Annotated in this window: 13 protein-coding genes and 2 tRNA genes; all 15 read left to right on the top strand. The window is 49.7% G+C overall.

Annotated elements, in window-relative coordinates; translation table 11 throughout:
* Positions 1 to 20 precede the first annotated feature (20 nt).
* The 15 genes from purR to tilS all read left to right on the top strand — a co-directional run bounded on the left by purR (position 21) and on the right by tilS (position 16644).
* A complete protein-coding gene (gene purR / locus KOG47_RS14390) occupies positions 21 to 845 on the top strand; it encodes a pur operon repressor (protein WP_012727734.1) in 825 nt (274 codons plus the stop codon).
* A gap of 140 nt (positions 846 to 985) precedes the next feature.
* Positions 986 to 1285, top strand: a complete 300-nt coding sequence (gene spoVG / locus KOG47_RS14385; RefSeq protein WP_012727733.1) for a septation regulator SpoVG — start codon at positions 986 to 988, stop codon at positions 1283 to 1285.
* Between the two features lie 184 nt (positions 1286 to 1469).
* Positions 1470 to 2825 carry a bifunctional UDP-N-acetylglucosamine diphosphorylase/glucosamine-1-phosphate N-acetyltransferase GlmU gene (gene glmU / locus KOG47_RS14380; protein WP_012727732.1) on the top strand — a complete coding sequence of 452 codons (1356 nt, stop codon included), beginning with the start codon at positions 1470 to 1472 and terminating at the stop codon, positions 2823 to 2825.
* A gap of 45 nt (positions 2826 to 2870) precedes the next feature.
* Positions 2871 to 3827, top strand: coding sequence for a ribose-phosphate diphosphokinase (locus tag KOG47_RS14375; protein ID WP_012727731.1), 957 nt, complete (start codon positions 2871 to 2873; stop codon positions 3825 to 3827).
* 55 nt (positions 3828 to 3882) lie between these two features.
* Positions 3883 to 4440, top strand: coding sequence for an aminoacyl-tRNA hydrolase (gene pth, locus KOG47_RS14370; protein ID WP_214691684.1), 558 nt, complete (start codon positions 3883 to 3885; stop codon positions 4438 to 4440).
* Positions 4441 to 4485: 45 nt separating this feature from the next.
* Positions 4486 to 8013 (top strand): transcription-repair coupling factor, encoded by a 3528-nt coding sequence (mfd, locus tag KOG47_RS14365; protein WP_215244437.1) that lies wholly within the window; start codon positions 4486 to 4488, stop codon positions 8011 to 8013.
* Positions 7997 to 9544 (top strand): polysaccharide biosynthesis protein, encoded by a 1548-nt coding sequence (locus tag KOG47_RS14360; protein WP_215244436.1) that lies wholly within the window; start codon positions 7997 to 7999, stop codon positions 9542 to 9544. Before mfd ends, KOG47_RS14360 begins: the two co-directional genes overlap by 17 nt.
* 1 nt (position 9545) lies before the next feature.
* Positions 9546 to 10961 (top strand): bifunctional methyltransferase/pyrophosphohydrolase YabN, encoded by a 1416-nt coding sequence (gene yabN, locus KOG47_RS14355; RefSeq protein WP_214691686.1) that lies wholly within the window; start codon positions 9546 to 9548, stop codon positions 10959 to 10961.
* Complete coding sequence (locus KOG47_RS14350) at positions 10958 to 11230, top strand: RNA-binding S4 domain-containing protein (protein WP_012727726.1); 273 nt, start codon at positions 10958 to 10960, stop codon at positions 11228 to 11230. Before yabN ends, KOG47_RS14350 begins: the two co-directional genes overlap by 4 nt.
* 42 nt (positions 11231 to 11272) lie before the next feature.
* Positions 11273 to 11647, top strand: coding sequence for an FtsB family cell division protein (locus tag KOG47_RS14345; protein WP_012727725.1), 375 nt, complete (start codon positions 11273 to 11275; stop codon positions 11645 to 11647).
* A 74-nt stretch (positions 11648 to 11721) separates the two neighbouring features.
* Positions 11722 to 12234, top strand: a complete 513-nt coding sequence (locus KOG47_RS14340) for a S1 domain-containing RNA-binding protein (RefSeq protein WP_012727724.1) — start codon at positions 11722 to 11724, stop codon at positions 12232 to 12234.
* Between the two features lie 202 nt (positions 12235 to 12436).
* Positions 12437 to 15049, top strand: coding sequence for a YhgE/Pip domain-containing protein (locus tag KOG47_RS14335; RefSeq protein ID WP_159563168.1), 2613 nt, complete (start codon positions 12437 to 12439; stop codon positions 15047 to 15049).
* A 142-nt stretch (positions 15050 to 15191) separates the two neighbouring features.
* Positions 15192 to 15268, top strand: a tRNA-Met gene (locus KOG47_RS14330).
* 9 nt (positions 15269 to 15277) lie between these two features.
* Positions 15278 to 15349, top strand: a tRNA-Glu gene (locus KOG47_RS14325).
* Between the two features lie 68 nt (positions 15350 to 15417).
* Positions 15418 to 16644, top strand: a complete 1227-nt coding sequence (tilS, locus tag KOG47_RS14320) for a tRNA lysidine(34) synthetase TilS (protein ID WP_214691689.1) — start codon at positions 15418 to 15420, stop codon at positions 16642 to 16644.
* The last annotated feature ends 4 nt before the right edge of the window (positions 16645 to 16648 follow it).

Here is a 16648-nt window from a genome sequence, read left to right as displayed (position 1 = left end):
AGATGTGAAGGAGAATCCGTATGAAAATTCGTAGAAGTGGTCGTCTCGTCGATATGACCCGTTATTTACTTGATCATCCGCATCAGCTTGTCTCGTTGTCGATGTTTTCAAGTCGCTATAAAGCTGCAAAGTCGTCGATTAGCGAAGACCTTGTCATTGTCAGTGAAATGTTGTCCCATGATGGGATCGGAAAACTGGTCACTGTCCCTGGTGCAGCCGGTGGTGTCATGTTTATCCCAGGATGGAGTAAAGAAAAATCGCTGGAGATGATTGATACGCTCTGTGAGCAACTATCAAAACCGGAGCGTCTCTTACCAGGAGGCTATCTCTACCTCACAGATGTACTAGGTAATCCAAGCCAAGTGAAACCGATGGGGCAGGTTTTTGCGTCCGTCTTCGCTGACCGGAAAGTCGATGTCGTCATGACGATTGCGACGAAAGGGATTCCCCTTGCCTATGCGGTCGCTGAACAGTTGGGCGTTCCGTTTGTGATTGTGCGTTCAGATAGCCGTGTCACAGAAGGTTCGACGGTCAGCATCAACTATGTATCAGGTTCATCGAAAGCGATTCGTACGATGGCGCTTGCACGTCGCAGTCTGCCACGTGGTGCGAATGTGCTTTTGATTGATGATTTCATGAAGGCTGGCGGGACGATTCGTGGGATGATGAGCCTCTTGAATGAATTTGAAGCCAATCTTGCGGGTGTCGGTGTCTTGATGGAGGCCGAAGGGGCCGAGAAAAAGATGGTGAGTGAATACGTCAGCTTGATGAAATTGACGAATGTCGATCCTGATGAAGGGCTTGTCACCATTTCGCGGGGGAATGTGGAACAATTCTTAAAGTGATTGGCAAAATTTTGATTTCGTTTTATGATTAGAGGGTATAGAGTTATCAATATGGAGTCATGACGTTCGTTTGAAACCAACTGAACCTTACAGAAGACCACACCATGGCGTAGACAACGATGAAAAAGGGGATGCGAAACATGCAGATCACAGACGTAAAAATTCGCAAAGTCGCGACAGAAGGCAGAATGAAAGCGTTGGCCTCAATCACACTTGACCATGAATTCGTTGTACACGATCTTCGAATCATCGAAGGAAGTAGCGGTCTATTTGTCGCCATGCCGAGCAAACGGACACCAGAAGGGATTTTTCGGGACATTGCGCATCCGATTAACGGGGAGATGCGACAAAAGGTCGAAGCGGCTGTATTGGAAACCTATTCCAATATGGATGTGGAAATCCTTGACCCACAACATGTGTCATACGGTACACATGAATGACAGAAAACAGCGGTTAGGTTGCCTACCGCTGTTTTTTTGCGTTTCAATGGTTAAGGAACGGTACAACTATTGAAACGAAGGCATGGTTTCGATATAGTAGAAACGGTGTAAATAGGATTTAGTTGCAGAAAAGCCGAACTATACAGACCAATCACAGCTGTTGTGAGATAGGAGCGAATCAAGCATGGAGCGTTTTGCAGTCATTTTGGCAGCAGGAAAAGGGACGCGAATGAAGTCGAAGTTATATAAAGTACTTCATCCGGTTCTAGGGAAACCAATGGTCGAACATGTTGTCGATCAGTTAGACCAAATCGGTGTCAGTCGTCAAATCGTAATCGTTGGCCATGGGGCGGAAGCGGTACAAGACACGCTCGGCACACGGGTAGAGTATGCGGTCCAGGAAGAGCAGCTTGGAACAGGACATGCTGTTCAGATGGCTGAAGCAGAACTTGCGGGTAAATCAGGGGCGACGCTTGTCGTCTGTGGAGATACACCGTTACTCACGGCAGAAACGTTAGAAGCCCTTCTCGCGCATCACGAAGCGCAACAAGCAAAAGTCACGGTGTTGACTGCGATTGCTGACGATGCGACCGGATATGGTCGAGTCGTTCGTGGTGAAGATGGGAATGTGACGAAAGTCGTGGAACATAAAGATGCTTCAGAAGCAGAACTTGCCATCAATGAAATCAACACAGGGACGTACGTATTCGATAACGAATTGTTGTTCGATGCGCTCAAACAAGTCGGTAACAACAATGCACAGGGCGAATATTACTTACCTGACGTCATTTCAATCGCAAAAGAAGCGGGCGAAGTGGTTGCGGCGCATACAGCACCGACGTTTGATGAGACGATTGGGGTCAATGACCGCGTCGCCTTGTCGCAAGCAGAAGCCATCATGCGCAAGCGGACAAATGAGCGTCTCATGCGTGAAGGGGTTACCTTCATGGACCCGGCATCGACGTACATTTCACCAGACGTGGTCATCGGATCGGATACGGTCATTTATCCGGGAACGGTCATTCTTGGCAAGACGACGATTGGCTCAGAATGTGTCATCGGACCAAACTCGGACATCCGCAACAGTGTGATTGAAGACCATGCCGTTGTACGCCAGTCTGTCGTGACTGATAGCCGAATCGGTGAGGCGGCTCAAGTCGGACCGTTCGCTCACTTACGTCAACAAGCTGTCCTCGGTGCGAACACGCGCGTCGGCAACTTTGTAGAGATTAAAAAATCGACGTTCGGTGACGGTGCGAAAGCGTCACACTTGAGCTATATCGGGGATGCGTCAATCGGTGAGCGCGTCAACTTAGGCTGTGGATCAATCACAGTAAACTATGACGGCAAGAACAAGTTCGAGACAGTCGTGGAAGACGATGCATTCGTTGGCTGTAACGTCAACTTGATTGCCCCTGTAAAAGTCGGGAAAGGCGCGATTGTCGCTGCTGGATCGACGATTACGAGTGATGTACCAGAAGAGGCGCTAGCGATTGCACGCGAACGCCAAACGAATAAAGAAGGCTACACAAAACGATAACTTGCTGCCAATCATTATGGAAAACAACGGAGGAGAATCCTAAACATGTCTACTGTATACGAACGAGAAATTCGTCTATTTAGCTTAAACTCGAACCGCCCGCTTGCTGAAGAAATCGCGAAAGAAATTGGTGTCCCGCTCAGCGATTGCCAAGTCAAACGTTTCAGCGACGGTGAACTCTATATCAACATCGAGGAAAGTGTTCGTGGAGATGATGTGTATGTCATCCAATCAACAAGCTCGCCTGTAAACGAAACGCTCATGGAATTGCTCGTCATGATCGATGCACTCAAACGTGCTTCTGTCCGTACGATCAACATCGTGATGCCGTATTATGGGTACGCACGTCAAGACCGTAAAGCACGCTCGCGTGAACCGATCACGGCGAAACTTGTCGCTGACCTTCTTACAGTAGCGGGTGCGACACGCGTCATCACGATGGATTTGCATGCAGCGCAAATTCAAGGATTCTTCAATATTCCGGTTGACCAATTACTTGGTGTACCGCTCATCTCGACTTACTTTGAAACAGAAGAGTTTCAAGCGAAAGATATCGTGGTCGTTTCTCCAGACCACGGTGGCGTGACACGTGCACGTAAATTGGCAGAACGTTTGAAAGCGCCGATTGCTATCATTGACAAGCGTCGTCCGAAAGCGAACGTCGCTGAAGTCATGAATATCGTCGGCAGTGTCGAAGGGAAAACGGCGATTTTGATCGACGACATCATCGATACAGCTGGAACGATCACACTTGCGGCAGATGCTATCGTCGAAGCGGGTGCGAAAGAAGTGTATGCGTCTTGTACACACCCAGTCCTTTCTGGTCCAGCGATGGAACGTATCGACAATTCATCAATCAAAGAGTTGGTCGTCTTAAATACCATCGATTTGACGGGTCGTCCTTGCTCGAGCAAGATCAAGCAAATGTCGGTCGCCCATTTGCTTGGGGAAGCGATTATGCGCGTACACGAGCATAAATCGGTCAGTACCCTATTCGATTAAAAAACGAGGCCCGGAGGCATTCGCCTTTGGGCTTTTTTGTTCAGGAGGAAATGATATGAAATGCATCGTCGGTCTTGGGAATCCCGGGAAAAAGTTTGAGATGACGCGGCACAATGTCGGTTTTTTAGCAATTGACCGTCTTGCCGAAAAGCATGGCATCTCGCTGAATGAAGCGAAGTTTAATGCCCTTATGGGAACGGGAAGAATCAATGGTGAACGCGTTGTACTTGTCAAACCACTCACGTATATGAACTTGTCGGGTGAAGCCGTCCGTCCCATTTTAGATTATTATAAAATTGAAATTGATGATTTATTAGTCATTTATGACGATTTGGATATGGTGCCTGGCAAACTTCGTTTCCGTCCGAAAGGGAGCGCGGGTGGTCATAATGGGATTAAATCTCTCATTCAACACTTGGGAACGGCTGAATTTAAACGATTGAAGCTCGGAATCGGTCGTCCCCCACACCCGATTAAAGTCGTCGACTGGGTGTTGATGAACTATCGTAAAGACGAGTTACCAGAATTAAATGAAACACTCGACAACGCCGTAACCGCAGCCACTGATTTTGTGGATATAGATTGGCTGGCGCTGATGAATCGATACAACTAAAGGGTCATTGTACCCTTTTTTGTCGTATGAGTTGGAGGAAAACAAATGAATGCTTTAGAGAGATTTATGGTGGCGCTCCCTGAAACGAATGTGATTCGAGAGCGACTCCAAAAAGTAGACCGTCAATTGGTGACGGGTTTGACGACAAGCGCAAAAGCGCTCGTCTTGGCTGGACTCGTGAAATCGTCCTCGAGACGTCTTATTGTCGTGACGCATAACATGTATCAAGCCCAAAAGATGTTCGATCAACTTGAATCACTCATCGGTCCGGACAAAACGTTGTTGTATCCGATCGATGAGACGCTAGCAGGTGAACTGTCACTGACGTCTAGTCCGGAACTGTTAGCCGCCCGAATTGATGCCCGTACTCGTCTCCTCGACCAAACAGGAGGCGTTGTTGTCGTGCCGCTTGGTGGATTACGACGCTATGTACCAAGTCCGGAAGCGTGGCAAGACAGTCGCATCATGTTGAAGCCAGGAAGTGACCTCGATTTAGCGGATTTTTCGAAACAATTGACGGGCATGGGCTATGAACGAACGGCAACGGTGACGACACCTGGTGAATTTTCCGTACGAGGGAGTATTCTAGATGTTTATCCGCTTACAGAAGCGCGCCCATATCGAATCGACCTGTTCGACACCGAGATTGACTCCATTTTCACGTTTGACGCGGAAACGCAACGCTCGCTTGGTGTAGTGGGGGAAGTGTGCATTACGCCTGCGACCGAGTTCATCGCAACGGAGAATCAGCTGAAGCAGGCGGGCGGTACGCTTCGGAAGCAGTACGACCGAACCGTCGAGTTGATTGGGAATGAAGTGATCCGTCAAGCCCTTGAAGAAGGAGTCATGACAGACATCGAGCGGCTTGAGCGTGGAGACCTTCCGGAGAAAGTTGGGAAGTATTCGCCATTGCTCTATACGTCCACACTCCTTGACTACGTTGGGAAAGACGCCGTCCTCATTTTAGATGAGGTGGCACGAATCGAGGACGCTGCGGACGTACAGGATCGTGAAGAGGCGGAATGGTTCTCCTCACTTATCGAAAAAGGGGAGGCTGTCAGCAATTACACGCTCGCCGTCCCGATGCATAAAGTCTTCCGCGACTTGAAGCAAGTCGCGTTCTCCTTGCTTCCGTCTCGTCGTTCGGGCATTCCGGAGAGCGATACGGTCCATTTGAGCTGTCGTCCGCTACCGGCGTTCCACGGTCAGATGCATCTATTGAAGCAGGAAGTCGAACGATGGCAGCAAGGTGATCAACGAATTGTCGTACTTGCGGGGGATAAGTCGTGTGCAGATAAGATTGAAGCGCTTCTTTCCGACTATGGAATCGCCTCGACCTTCACCAATGTCGATGGAGAGTTAGAACCGAGACGTGTCTCGGTCATCATCGGTCAAATCGAAGGGGGATTCGAACTGTCGACGAGCCGTCTCGTTGTCATATCGGAAGAAGAGTTGTTCAAGCGTGTGACGAAACGAAAACGTCAGACGAAGAATTTGACGAACGCCGAACGAATCAAGAGTTACCAAGAGCTGAAACCGAACGATTATGTCGTCCACGTGCACCACGGAATCGGGAAGTACCTTGGCATTAAAACAATCGAGGTCGGTGGAATCCATCAGGATTACCTGCACCTCGTCTATGCAGGGGACGACGCCCTCTACGTGCCGGTCGACCAAATCGATCTCGTCCAAAAATATGTCGGTGCCGAAGGAAAAGAGCCAAAGATTTATAAACTCGGCGGCACCGAGTGGAAGAAAGTAAAATCGAAAGTTGCCAAATCGGTTGAAGACATTGCTGATGAGCTCATTAAATTGTACGCGGCACGAGAGGCCTCGGTCGGTTTCGCGTTCCCTCCGGACGATGAAGAAATGGGTCAGTTCGAATCCTCTTTCCCGTACGCCGAGACAGAAGACCAGGTCCGTTCGATTGCAGAAATCAAGGCGGATATGGAACGCTCCCGTCCGATGGATCGCCTTTTGTGTGGAGATGTCGGATACGGGAAAACGGAAGTGGCAATTCGGGCGGCGTTCAAAGCCGTACTCGCCGGTAAACAAGTGGCCTTTCTTGTCCCGACGACCGTCCTCGCCCAACAGCATTATGAAACGATGCTCGAGCGGTTCAGCGAATTCCCGATCAACGTATCGGTCATGAGTCGTTTCCGTTCGAAGAGTGAAATGACGGCGACGAAGAAAGGTTTGAAAGAAGGTACCATTGACATCGTCGTCGGGACACACCGCGTGTTGTCCAAAGACGTGACGTTCGCCAACCTCGGTCTCGTCATCATCGATGAAGAACAACGGTTCGGCGTCAAACATAAAGAGCGTCTGAAACAGTTGAAGACGAACATCGACGTCCTCACGTTGACGGCGACACCGATTCCACGGACATTGCATATGTCGATGATCGGAATCCGTGACTTGTCCGTATTGGAGACACCGCCAGAGAATCGTTATCCTGTCCAAACATACGTCATGGAATACGACGGCATCGTCTTGCGTGAAGCGCTCGAACGTGAACTCGCTCGCGGAGGACAGGCGTTCTTCCTCTATAACCGTGTCGAAGGGATCGAACGGAAAGCGGAAGAGATCCGGGCCTTATTGCCGGATGCACGAATTGCTACGGCCCATGGACGTATGACTGAAAGTGAGCTCGAGAGCCAGTTAATCAGCTTCCTAGAGGGCGAGGCGGATATTTTAGTCTCAACGACAATCATCGAGACGGGAATCGACATTCCAAACGTCAACACCCTCATCGTCCACGATGCCGACAAAATGGGACTGTCCCAGCTCTACCAACTCCGAGGTCGTGTCGGACGTTCGAATCGCATCGCCTATGCGTACTTTACGTATCGGAAAGACAAGCGCTTGACGGAAGTGGCAGAAAGTCGTCTTCAGGCCATCAAAGAGTTCACAGAGCTCGGCAGTGGTTTTAAGATTGCGATGCGCGACTTGTCGATTCGTGGGGCCGGGAACTTACTCGGTGCACAACAGTCTGGATTCATCGATTCGGTCGGTTTCGATCTGTACTCACAAATGCTCTCTGAAGCCATTGAGGAACGGAAAGACCGCATGCGTGGACAAGCGAAACAAGTCGTCTTCAAACCGGAGATCACTTTCCAGGCCGATGCGTATATCCCTGATGACTACTTGTCAGATAGCGAATTGAAGATTGAGATGTACAAACGCTTCAAATATGTAGATACGCCGAACGCGTTGTTCGCCCTTCAAGATGAACTGATTGAACGATTTGGCGAATTCCCGGAACCGGTCGCGTTGCTCATTCAATTGACACGTCTGCGTATTTATGGAGAACTGGCAAAAGTGAGTCGAATCAAGCAGACGCCAGGACGTATCGAAATTGTCTTATCGAAAGAATCGACGACGGCTCTGGATGTCCCGTCCTTCATGGAGTGGTCGATGCCTCTTGGTCGTAAGCTTGGCGTAGGGCAAGAAGACGGCGCCTTGAAACTGTCACTCAGCGGTCGGATGCCGCTAACAGAGCTCTTGAATGATGCCGATACTGTATTAGAAGAACTGATGAAGCGGTTGGTGGGCGATGCGGTCGCCAAGTAAGTTTGCGCAAGGCGTCGTTCTGTTCGCCCTTGCCGGCTACGTATCGAAACTGATCAGCTTCGCCTATCGTGTCCCCTATCAAAACTTGGCGGGGGACTTCGGACTTTATGCCTATCAAACCGTCTATCCGTTCGCGGCCATCGTGGCGTCACTCGGCATTTATGCGATGCCGGTCGTCATTGCGAAAATCGGCGTCGGTGCGAAAGGGACGAATCGTAAGTTAGAAGTCTTATGGGGAAGCTTTTACGCCTTACTTCTACTCTCGTCCATGCTTGTCGTCACGGTATGGCTGTTTGCCCCGACCCTAGCGAAATGGCTTGGAGATGAGCAGCTAGCTCCTGCACTTCGCGTGATCAGTTTGAGTTATTTACTCATGCCGGCGTCAGCCGTGTTGCGCGGGGCTTTTCAATCGAGAGATGACTTACGACCGAGCGCATGGTCGCAAGTGCTCGAGAACTTTGTCCGCGTGACGGTCATGCTGTCCCTATTATGGATTGGGGTCCGTCTCGGAAAAGATGCATATACGCTCAGTCAATATGCGTATGGTGCGACGCTCATCGGTGGGCTTGTGGCGATTGCCTTTTTAGTTTATCGCGCACGAGGAGTGCGGATTGTGAGGGTGCGCCGCGTCACGTTTCGGAGAGGAATGAAACTCTTGTTGACGACGGGTTTCGCGGTCGGATTCGCATCACTCGGGATTTTATGGATGCAACTGGTCGACTCCTTCACCATCGTCAATTTGATGGGTGGCACATATGAGGCGAAGGTGAGCAAAGGAGTGTTCGATCGAGGATATCCGCTCGTGCAATTCGCCATTTTGTTCACCACGACCATCGGGATGGCCAACGTGCCGACGCTCGTCCGTCACTATCGGGCAGGGCATCTCCAAAAGACGACACAGGGACTCCGTTCAATGATTCGTGTGACGACGGCGATTGCTGGTGCAGCGACCATCGGGTTGATGGGAGTCATGTTTTTCTTGAACGTGGCCTTGTTTGAAGACGAGTCCGGGACGCGAGCCCTTGTCTTCTTAGCGACGAGTACGTTTGCTGCCTCCTTGGCGATTGCGAGTATGACTTGTTTGCAGGCGATTGACCGAGAGTGGGTCGCGGCACGAAGTATGGTCGTCGCAATTTTAGTGAAAAGTATGGTAAACGCATGGCTTGTCCCGAGATACGGAATCGAAGGCGCGGCAATCGGGACGTCGATTGGATTTTTAGCGATGGCATTCTATAATTTTCGGGCGCTTGACCGTTCGATTCCGCTCGGATCATTTCGATCGAAACATTATAAATCGCTATGGAAAGCCCTCGTACCGATGCTGTTCCTCATTGGCGTGTTAAACTGGCTAGGTCAGATGTGGGTCGATTCGCGAATCACTGCGTTCGGTTGGTTAATCGGAATGGTGTGTAGCGGTGCCGTCCTTTATATATGGAGATTATGGAGTACGCGAATGCTGTCACTTGCGGAATGGGAACTGATCCCGTTCGGAAGTCGTCTGCTCGATGTGCTCGAGAAAAAGGAGAACTAATATGGGTTATACAATCACGGTGGTCGGACTCGGGTCTGGTGAGTTGAATCAATTGCCGCTCGGTGTGTACCGCCATTTAAAACAACAACCGCTCGTCTGGTTGCGCACAAAAGAACATCCTGTCGTTCAAGAGTTAGAAGCGGAAGGACTCGTGTTCGAATCATTTGATTCGGTCTATGAATCGAGTGATACGTTTGAAGAAGTTTATGACCAAATTGTCGAGACGTTGTTGAGTAAAAGTGAAGAAATGGCGATCACATACGCCGTACCGGGCCACCCGTTCGTAGCGGAACGGACCGTCGAACTATTGGTGGAACGCGGTGCCGACCTTCATGTACTCGGTGGTCAAAGTTTCCTCGATGCCATGTTCCAGGCGCTCCGGATCGACCCAATCAATGGATTTCAACTGCTCGATGCGACCGCACTCGACCTTGAACGTTTGCAGGTGACCCAACATGTGCTTATCGGGCAAGTGTACGATGGATTCGTGGCGGGTGACGTCAAAGTGCAATTGATGGAACGGTATCCGGACGACCATCCCGTCACCCTTGTGACGGCTGCCGGTACGACGCAAGAACGGATTGAGCACATTCCGTTATTCGAAATGGACCGGATGGCGGAAGTGAATAACTTGACGACCCTCTACGTTCCACCGCTCGTGGATGAATCGTATTTGGCGAAGGATTTTGCGACACTCAAACAAATCATCGCAACGCTTCGAGGACCAGACGGGTGCCCGTGGGATCGTAAACAGACGCATGCGTCACTTCGCAAGTACCTATTAGAAGAGGCGTATGAGTTGATTGAAGCAATCAATGCAGAAGACGATGATGCCATCATCGAAGAACTCGGTGACGTCTTGCTCCAAGTGATGTTGCATGCTCAAATCGGAGAAGATGAGGGCTATTTCGATATTCGTGACGTAATCGGTTCCATCAGTGAGAAGATGGTGCGCCGCCATCCACACGTCTTTGGCGATGTCACCGTCGAAGATGCCTCTGACGTGGTGAAAAACTGGAATGCGATTAAACAGACGGAAAAAGGGGAAAAGAAACAATCGCAACTCGATGGTGTTCTCGTCGACCAACCTTCATTGATGCGAGCGGAGCAACTTCAAAAGAAAGCGGCTCACGTCGGATTTGAGTGGGATGACGTATCCGGTGCCTTCGAAAAACTGGAAGAAGAGTTAAAAGAATGGCATGAAGACCTAAGTGATGAATCGGAACTTGGGGACGTATTGTTCTCCATCGTGAACATCGCGCGATACGTTGGGCTGAATGCCGAGCAAGCATTAGAACAGACGAACCGAAAGTTCAAACGTCGATTCGAGTATGTGGAAGCGAACGGTGACCTTCACCAGATGACACTCGAACAGATGGATGCGCTTTGGAACGAGGCAAAGGAGAAAGGTTTATGAGACTAGATAAGTTTTTAAAAGTGTCACGTCTAATCAAGCGTCGTACGTTGGCAAAAGAAGTGGCGGACCAAGGACGAATTCAACTGAATGGGCAAGTCGCGAAGGCGAGCACAGAAGTCAAAGTCGGAGATGAGTTACAAATTCGCTTCGGAAATAAACTCGTCACGGTCGTCATCGATTCAATCGCAGAACATGCACGTAAAGAAGATGCGAAAGAAATGTATCGTTTACTTAAAGAAGAGAAGATGGACGGTAGTATCAACTCATAAAAAAAAGTATACTTAATGTATTAAGAGGAGGGGGATGAGGCGATGAACGGACGTAATCCGATGGATCGACAACGACGCATTCGAGCGCTAGATGAGCGTAGAGAACAGCTAGAAAAAGATACACATCGCCGACGAGTTCATCTTCGACGTCGTTTGGCGGCAGCCTCTCTCCTGTTTTTATTTGTCATGGTGTTGATTGGACAGAGTTACTTCTCGAAAGTAGGGTACGTATCGGACCAGCAACAAGCCTACGCACAAGCAAAAGTGGAGTTGCGTGAACAGCAGGCCGAACAGGATGAGTTGAAAGAGCAAGTGGAACGGTTACAGGATGAAGATTATATCGCGAACTTAGCACGAAACGAACTGCTTTTCTCTAAAGATGGAGAGATTATTTTCTACTTCTCGCCAGAGGAATAAGTCGGTTCGTTGACCGTTAGGGAAACGACTCGTATAATTAGAAAGAATCAATCAAAAAAGGAGTACATTATTTTATGTCAATTGAAGTAGGAAGCAAGGTACAAGGTAAGGTTACAGGGATTACGCATTTCGGAGCGTTCGTCGAGCTCCCAAATGGCAAGACAGGATTAGTACACATCAGTGAAGTGGCAGACTCTTACGTCAAAGACATTAACGAAGTGTTGACAGTCGGTCAAGAAGTCACGGTAAAAGTGTTGAACGTCGAAAATGATGGGAAAATCGGGTTGTCCATCAAGAAAGCAGTCGACCGTCCTGTAAGCGAACGTCCTGAGCGTCCTGAGCGTCCAGCTGGTGAGCGTTTCTCTCGTGGCCCACGTCCAGGTGGCCCAGGTCAAGGTGGTCCACGCGGTGGCGGCGGTCCACGCGGTGGCGGCCCACGTGGTGGCGGTCGTCGTGAACAACGTCGTGAACCAGAAACATTTGATACATTGATGAGTAAGTTCTTGAAAGATAGCGACGAGCGTCTTTCGACGTTGAAACGTCAAACAGACTCAAAACGCGGTGGACGCGGAGCCAAGCGCGGGTAATCCTTCGTATACCAATTAGCTTCTACTCGTAACCATAGAGGTCTTGTAATGAGACGAGCCATGAACATTTTCGTTCATGGCTTTTTTTCTGTTTAAAAAAATTATAAAAAATAACTAAAAGAGTTGCTTTTTTTCGAGGAAGGGAGCAAAATAGGGAACATGAAAAAATAGTTATGTTTTATAAGTGAAGGTGGAGAGAAAAATGAATGGATGGAAACTGTGGACGGCGGAGTGGCGAAGTATCTTCAAGAACCCACGTGTGTTGGTTCCGATTCTTGCGGTCGCACTCGTACCGTTAATGTACGCCGGTATGTTCTTATGGGCTTTTTGGGATCCGTATGGACAGATGAAAGATTTGCCGGTCGCCATCGTCAATGAAGACAAAGGGGCAACGTTTGAAGGGGAGTCGCTTGCAATTGGAGATGACCTCATTGATAAGCTGCTGGATTCGGAGGCGTTCGAGTTCGTCGAAACGACGAAGAAAGAAGCGGAATCTGGACTGAAAGACCATGACTACTACATGGCGATCGAGATTCCAGAAAACTTTTCAGAAAAAGCGACGACTGCTTTAGATGAACATCCGGAGCAACTCGAACTGAAGTATATCGCAAATGAATCGTATAACTTCTTAGCCGCACAAATCGGTGGTTCCGCGATGGAACAAGTCAAAGCGGAACTGTCGACCGAAGTCTCGAAACAGTATGTCAGTGCGTTGAAAGACGGATTGAATGATGTGGCAGACGGACTTGGTGAGGCCGCAGATGGTGCAGCGACACTTGCGGACGGCTCAACGTCAGCAAAAGACGGTGCCGTCAAGTTGGCGGACGGGACGAAGCTTCTCGCTTCGAAACAACGTGAGCTCGCGGATGGAGCAAGCCAATTAAACGATGGGATGACTCAGTTGGCCGATGGTTCATCAGAACTCGCGGATGGGACGAAGCTTCTCGCTTCGAAACAACGGGAACTGGCGAATGGAGCAAGTCAATTACGTGATGGTGTTTCGCAATTGGCCGATGGCTCATCTGCACTCGCGGATGGCAGTCAACAAGTATACGAGGGCTCAGCCTCACTTTCGGACGGGGTCCATCGTGTCAGCGAGGGCGCTTCTGCCTTACAAGGCGGGACGAGCCAACTCGTTGACGGAACAGGAGCGTTCGCATCTAAACTAGATGAGCTGCACACAGGTGCGAAGACGTTGAACCAAGGTGTTCAAGACCTTGCTGCCGGCATCGAGCGCTCGAAAGAGGGGGCATCTGCATTACAGGATGGTGCCACAAAACTCTCAGGAGCGTTGACTCAGGCGAAGGACGGAAACGCGGCACTTGTTGCGGGTCAAACAGACGTGGTCAATGGAATCGGACAAATGAAGTCTGAATTGACTGCGAAACAAGATGAGTTGATTGGACAATTGACAGCGCTCGCTGAGTCGGGTCAATCGGCATCACCTGAAATGCTTCAAGCCATTGCGGCACAACTGAGCGAAGGGAAGCAAGAGACGGCGGCCGGGTTTGATCAACTATCCGCTGGCGCGACAAAAGTGAAAGAAGGACAGGTCGCACTTGGCGCAGGTCTTGATCAGGCAGGTACAGGTGCAGACAAACTATCGACTGGACTTTCTGAATTGAGTACCGGTCAAACGAAATTGGCCGAAGGTGCGAACGCATTGGCAAGTGGTTCAAGTCAAATCGAGCAAGGTACGCAAACGGCGGCCGATCGTTCCCAAGAACTTGTGTCAGCGAGTGCGAAGCTCAATCAAGGCGCGACACAACTTCAAGATGGGACAACTGAGCTCGCCGCTGGAAGTGACAAGCTTGTAGACGCGACTGGACAGTTGTCTGAGGGTAGCGAAAAGCTTGCGGATGGAGCGAAGAGCGCAAGCACCGGTACGAATGAATTGGTGAATGGTGCGAATCAATTAGCGGACGGTGGTCAAAAGCTGCAGTCAGGAAGCCGTGAACTGGCCGAAGGTGCGAAGGGTGCCGGAGCCGGAACGAGCAAGCTAACGGATGGCGCGAATCAGCTCGCGAATGGTGGACAAGAACTTTCAGACGGTAGCGGTGAACTCGCTGACGGAATGAAAGAGCTCGCATCAGGTAGCGATGAACTTCGTGACGCCTTGGTAAAAGGTGCGAAAGACGCAGACATCGGTCTAACAGATGACAACGTCGAGATGATGGCCGGTCCAGTGTCGCTCGTCGACAACTCGATTCACGAGGTGCCAAACTACGGTACTGGATTTGCTCCGTACTTTATGTCACTCGGACTTTTCGTTGGGGCACTCCTTCTCTCGATCGTTTATCCATTATACGATCCAGCAGGGCGCCCGAAACGTAGTCTATCGTGGGTATTGTCGAAATCTGGTGTCCTCATGGTCGTCGGATTCTTGCAAGCCTTGATTCTCGATGTGGCTATGGTGCAACTGCTCGGTCTTGAAGTGAGCGAACCATTGAAATTCTTCGGTTTCAGCTGGTTGACGAGCATCACGTTCCTCTTTATCGTACAGTTGCTCGTGACAACACTCGGAAACCCTGGACGTTTCGTGGCGATCGTCTTGTTGATTTTACAATTGACGACGTCAGCCGGGACGTTCCCGCTTGAATTGATTCCAAGAGCATTGCAACCATTCAATGCCTTGCTTCCAATGACGTATACGGTTGCCGGATATAAAGAAATTCTATCGGCAGATGGTGCGCAGTACTTGCAGACGGCGACAACCTATTTAGTGTTTGTGGCTGCCGGATGTTTTGCATTACTATGGGCGTACTTCCGGATCGCATGGAAGAAAAAATATCGTCAAGTCGCATCAGAAGCATGATGTAAATACGATACAAAATCGTGTATAGTGGGGAAGACGACACTATACACGATTTTTTTCTTAAAAAAATATAAAAAAAGAATTGACACTCGAATGGTGACTGGTTATTATAGAAAATGTGCTTAGGACACAACAATAACATGGCGGTGTAGCTCAGCTGGCTAGAGCGTACGGTTCATACCCGTGAGGTCGTGGGTTCGACTCCCTCCGCCGCTACCATTTTATTTAGGCCCGTTGGTCAAGCGGTTAAGACACCGCCCTTTCACGGCGGTAACACGGGTTCGAATCCCGTACGGGTCACTTAACCTAAGCGTAAAGAAGCCATCTCAATCGAGATGGCTTCTTTTGTTATATCAAGGAGGGAATTCATGAAAAAGGTACTCGTCGCTGTGTCGGGTGGAGTCGATTCCATTGTCTTATTGGACCGTCTCGTCAAGCAAGGATGGGATGTGGCGGTGGCGCACGTCCATCACGGTTTACGAGAAGCATCAGATGAAGAGTACACGTTCGTCGCACACGTAGCGGCATCCTACCAAGTCGCGTTTCATGGGACGCGTCTCCATTTTCAAGAAGGAGCATCACAGGCTCATTACCGTAAGGCCCGCTACCGCTTTTTTGAAGACGTCATGAATGAACATGGATACGATACACTGGCCACGGCTCATCATGCGGATGATGTGTTGGAGACGGTTCTCATTCAACTTCACCGAAACGTAATCGAAGTGAAAGGAATTCCCGAGAGAAGAACGTTCGGGCGTGGGACGTTGATCCGTCCTTTATTAAGAGAAACAAAGGTGCAACTCATCGAGTATGCTCGGAAAAACGAACTTGCCTGGAGGGAAGATGCCACCAATCAGGAAGTGACCTATTTACGGAATCGGATCCGTCACGAAATCATCCCGAGGCTGAAACAACTGTGGCCGACAGTCGTTGACGATGTATACGATACGGCGAAACAGGCATACGCTGAATGGGACATGCGTTACCAGTCATGTGGGCGATGGATTGAAGAAAATGTGGATCTTGAAATGAAAGCGTTTCATGTGAAACTTGATGAGTTTAATCGCTTATCCTCACTTGAGCGGTATACGGTCGCTCGCTTGCTGTCCCGTCGCTATGGGGTAGAGGTCGGTGAGGCGGTCGAAAAGTTAAGCATGAGTCAAAAGGACACCGGAACCTATCACCTGTCAGGTGAGTGGTTCATGATGAAGCAGAAGAGGGTACTTAATCTTGTACAACGTTCGACAGAAGCATCACTTCACCCCGTTCAGGTCGAGTCGTTACCGGCCGTCGTTCAATTTGGAAAGCGTACGGTTTCGTTGTCCATCGAAGAAGGACGAGAAGGTATTCCGCTAAAGGAAATCACTTATCCGCTGACAATTCGTTCGCTCGCACCTGGAGATCGAATGCAGTTGAACGTGGGGACAAAAAAAGTATCCCGCATCCTAATCGATGAAAAGGTTGAGCGAACCATTCGACCGACGCTCCCGTTGCTTGAGGACGCCTCGGGACGAATTCTCGCGATTGTTGGGGTAAGAGTTTCAGAATTTCTAGACAAGTCGGATGCGATTTGCCTACGATTAATGGTAAAATGATGAT

The organism is Exiguobacterium sp. s121 (assembly GCF_018617245.1).
Lineage (GTDB): Bacteria > Bacillota > Bacilli > Exiguobacteriales > Exiguobacteriaceae > Exiguobacterium > Exiguobacterium profundum.
Note: the sequence above shows the minus strand (reverse complement) of the source record. Positions and strands in the feature narration are given on the sequence as shown.